Consider the following 3269-nt stretch of genomic DNA (forward strand, 5'->3'; position numbering starts at 1 on the left):
CCGCGGCCGCTGATCGAGGACGGCAGCGAGGAGTCCGATTCGACGAGTCTGGTGAACCTGAAAGCGGGTTATCGATTTACGGATCGATTTACGGTGGAGCTTGACGTGTTGAATCTGCTGGATTCGCAGGACTACGACATCACCTATATCTACGCCTTGCGCCTGGCCGGCGAACCAGCCGCGGGTATCGAAGACGAACACTTCCATCCCGTGGAACCGATCACCGCGCGGCTGTACGCGACCTGGCTTTTCTGATCCGTCACGCAAGCGATCAGTTGACGCCGCTAGCCTGTTACTGATACGTCTCCCCGTCGTGTTCGATCCATCCATCGGCGTGACTGGCGTCCGGATCGTGATGCGTCCAGTGAATCAAGCCGCCTTGCGAGGTCCATTCGTATTCACCATAGAACGTCACCTCATCGCCTTCCTTCAGTGCGGCGACTCTTGGCGCGAGATCGATATTGTGCACCACCAGCAAGGATTGTCCCGAGCCCAGCTCGACGATGAAACGCTGATGGCGGCTGCCGTCCAGATCATCGGAAAGTATTCTGGTAACGATGCCGTGGCCTTCGATCTGTAAACCGCTGCTGTGATTTTCGAGAGCGTCGGCGAATGCCTGATCGCTGTTTGAGGCGGGCGCGACCGCTTCGTACTGCGGCAATACTCCGCTCTGCAGAAACCCCACGGTGGTTGCGGCGGCGATGGCGACGACGAGGAGAAATTTCTTCATTTCACGCGTTGTTCAAAATTGAATCGACAGCGGCCGCGGCCGCGCGTGCATTGCTAAACATAACGCGGCCCGAACATGATGACCGCCATGCCGAGCCAGCAGAGACCCACGCCTAGCCAGTCCGTGAAAGTAGGCCGCACGGCATCCACGGCCCACAGCCAGGCCAGCGCTACGCCGATGTAAACGCCCCCATAGGCAGCGTAAACGCGGCCCGCCGCTTGCGGATGCAGCGAGAGCAACCACGCGAACGCGGCCAGGCTTAAAAACGCCGGCAACAGCAGCCACGCGGCACGCCCTTGCCTGAGCCATAGATAAGGCAGGTAACAACCGACGATTTCCGCGATCGCGGTGAGGATGAACAGGCCGAGCGTTTTCAGGATTTCCATGCGGAACCTGCGGCGCTGGATGCGGAAGCCGGATCGCCGTTGGGCACGTTCACTCTTCGGTCGACTAACGCGGCCAGTGCCGAGGAATATGCCGGCCGCTATCGTGACCGCTGGTGAGCTTATAGCTTGCCGTCTAGCCCCATCTGATAATACTTGTGAGTAATCTTGTCCTGGTTTTCCAGCAGCCAGTCGATGCTGGGCTCGTTGCGCATGGCCTTGTGAATGGCCTGCGCCATGGCCTTGCGGTGAATGTCGAACAGCACCTTGTGATCGAGGTTCTTGTCCTCCACCACGGACGGATTCAGCCACACCGAACAGATGATGCCTAGATCGTTGACCTTGTCTTTGGGGATGTCGCCCGCGCGCACCGCGTCCAGCACGCCGTTGGCGATGGCCGCCTGCACCGTGCCCATGAGGATGCCGGTGTATTTGCTGTTGGTGACCGTTACCTTGCTCACGCACAACGTGACGGGGCGCACCTGAATGTCCGTATTCAAAATGGCGAACACGCGGCTGTGTCCTTTCACCTGATCGCCCGTCAAGGTCGCGAGCGCCGTGCCTACTGGCCCGTCCAGTTCGCCGATGACAACTTCAGGTTCCGCCGCGGTGCCAGGCGGTCCGCCCCCAACCAGTGACTCGCCGGACCGGAATACGATTCTTTCGCTCATTAAAGTTTTCCTCTGATTAAAACAATAAGCGCGGAGCCTAGCATGCAATGCGCGGAGGGTGCGAGCACGGGTGAGAATCCTTCAAGCTCGCCGTTCTACGAAGGGTGTTCGACGTTGCACCGCTGCTAGGTACAGCCAGCCTGCGTCGGAATGCAGGTGATACCGAGACCCACCGTTGCAGGTGCGGTACCAGGTATTTTCCTTTCACAGAGATAAGCTGCGCGGGCTTGTCAGCGGCGATGGCGAGAACTTATACTGCTTATAAGATCAGTATTCGCATAAGCGGCATGAACTCACTCACCGCACGACAGACTGAAGTCCTGGAATTCATACGCGATGAAATTGCGACCCGCGGCATGCCGCCGACCGTGGCCGAGATCGCGGCCGGCATGAGGGTAAGCTCGACCAACGGCATTCGCGACCATTTGAAGGCGCTGGCGCGCAAGGGCGCCATCGAACTGATTCCGTCGGCCTCACGCGGCATTCGCCTCATTGAAAACAAAGATCATGGGCTGCCGATTGTCGGCCGGGTCGCTGCGGGCAGTCCGATCCTGGCCGAGCAGCACATCGAGTCTTATTGCCGGCTGGATCGCGCGCTGTTTAAACCCAAAGCCGATTACCTGCTGCGCGTCAAAGGCACGAGCATGCGCGACGCCGGCATTCTGGATGGCGATCTGCTGGCGGTGCACAAGATCGCAGAGGCGAGATCGGGACAGATCGTGGTCGCGCGCCTGGACGACGAGGTGACCGTCAAGCGCCTGCGCCTCGCCGGCCGCAAGGCCCGGTTAGAAGCGGCGAACCCCGAGTTCGAGCCAATCGAGATCGACCTGCGCCACACCGCGCTTGTCATTGAAGGGCTGGGCGTGGGCGTGATTCGTAACCGCAATCTTTAAGCAAGGGTGTCAATCATCCTGACATGGAGGACATGAAATGGATATCTCGCAAGCGTTGCAAACCGTCCGCTCCCTGGCGGATGGAACCGATCCCATCACCGGAGAAGTATTTCCGGATGACAGTCCTTATCAACATCCGCGAGTCATACGTTCGCTGTACGAGGCGGTGAAGGCGCTGGAGCGCGCCGAAGAAAAGCAGCGGCGCGAGCATCGCCTGCCGGGCAACGCCGGCAAAGCCTGGAACGATGAAGAAGACAAGCTTCTGGTCGAGCGCTTCGACGCAGCCATGTCGACCAAAGAGTTGGCGCAGCAACACAATCGCACGGAAGGCGCGGTTCAGGCGCGACTGGAGAAACTGGGCAAACTGCCGCTCACGACGCGCCCGCGTTTCGCCGACCGCCCATTCTCAACGAATGGACAAGGCCGGGCTTCCTGAGTCGCGTTGGGCATGCAGGATATACATGAAGAGTACGCTTGTTGAGTTACTGGCCGAAGTACGCAATGCCTACGAGGCATCAGACATCGAGACCGGCTTTGCCGCGTTAGACGCGGCGTTGCCGGGGGGTGGATGGCCGGCTGGCGCCCTGACTGA

The 3269-nt window shown here is 59.7% G+C and carries 6 protein-coding genes; 3 read left to right on the forward strand and 3 right to left on the reverse strand.

What is annotated here, in order from left to right; genetic code table 11:
* A partial coding sequence (locus tag H0V34_13580) for a TonB-dependent receptor (protein ID MBA2492674.1) occupies positions 1 to 255 on the forward strand: 255 nt, incomplete at its 5' end.
* Positions 256 to 292: 37 nt separating this feature from the next.
* Here the strand turns inward: H0V34_13580 and H0V34_13585 are convergent.
* The 3 genes from H0V34_13585 to H0V34_13595 form a co-directional block, all read right to left on the reverse strand.
* Positions 293 to 730, reverse strand: a complete 438-nt coding sequence (locus H0V34_13585; GenBank protein ID MBA2492675.1) for a DUF3465 domain-containing protein — start codon at positions 728 to 730, stop codon at positions 293 to 295.
* Positions 731 to 783: 53 nt separating this feature from the next.
* Positions 784 to 1116, reverse strand: coding sequence for a YnfA family protein (locus H0V34_13590; GenBank protein MBA2492676.1), 333 nt, complete (start codon positions 1114 to 1116; stop codon positions 784 to 786).
* 119 nt (positions 1117 to 1235) lie between these two features.
* A complete protein-coding gene (locus H0V34_13595; protein ID MBA2492677.1) occupies positions 1236 to 1784 on the reverse strand; it encodes a formaldehyde-activating enzyme in 549 nt (182 codons plus the stop codon).
* A 287-nt stretch (positions 1785 to 2071) separates the two neighbouring features.
* Here H0V34_13595 and lexA point away from each other — a divergent pair, with 287 nt between their 5' ends.
* Together lexA and H0V34_13605 are read left to right on the forward strand one after the other, a co-directional pair.
* Positions 2072 to 2677, forward strand: coding sequence for a repressor LexA (lexA, locus tag H0V34_13600; protein MBA2492678.1), 606 nt, complete (start codon positions 2072 to 2074; stop codon positions 2675 to 2677).
* A gap of 37 nt (positions 2678 to 2714) precedes the next feature.
* Positions 2715 to 3113, forward strand: a complete 399-nt coding sequence (locus tag H0V34_13605) for a hypothetical protein (GenBank protein ID MBA2492679.1) — start codon at positions 2715 to 2717, stop codon at positions 3111 to 3113.
* Positions 3114 to 3269 lie beyond the last annotated feature (156 nt).

It is taken from the genome of Gammaproteobacteria bacterium, assembly GCA_013696315.1.
Lineage (GTDB): Bacteria > Pseudomonadota > Gammaproteobacteria > JACCYU01 > JACCYU01 > JACCYU01.

Bases quoted from the DNA above. Each gene is read 5' to 3' on its own strand.
- H0V34_13585 (MBA2492675.1), bottom strand. From the start codon at position 730: ATGAAGAAATTTCTCCTCGTCGTCGCCATCGCCGCCGCAACCACCGTG.
- H0V34_13590 (MBA2492676.1), bottom strand. From the start codon at position 1,116: ATGGAAATCCTGAAAACGCTCGGCCTGTTCATCCTCACCGCGATCGCG.
- H0V34_13595 (MBA2492677.1), bottom strand. From the start codon at position 1,784: ATGAGCGAAAGAATCGTATTCCGGTCCGGCGAGTCACTGGTTGGGGGC.
- lexA (MBA2492678.1), top strand. From the start codon at position 2,072: ATGAACTCACTCACCGCACGACAGACTGAAGTCCTGGAATTCATACGC.
- H0V34_13605 (MBA2492679.1), top strand. From the start codon at position 2,715: ATGGATATCTCGCAAGCGTTGCAAACCGTCCGCTCCCTGGCGGATGGA.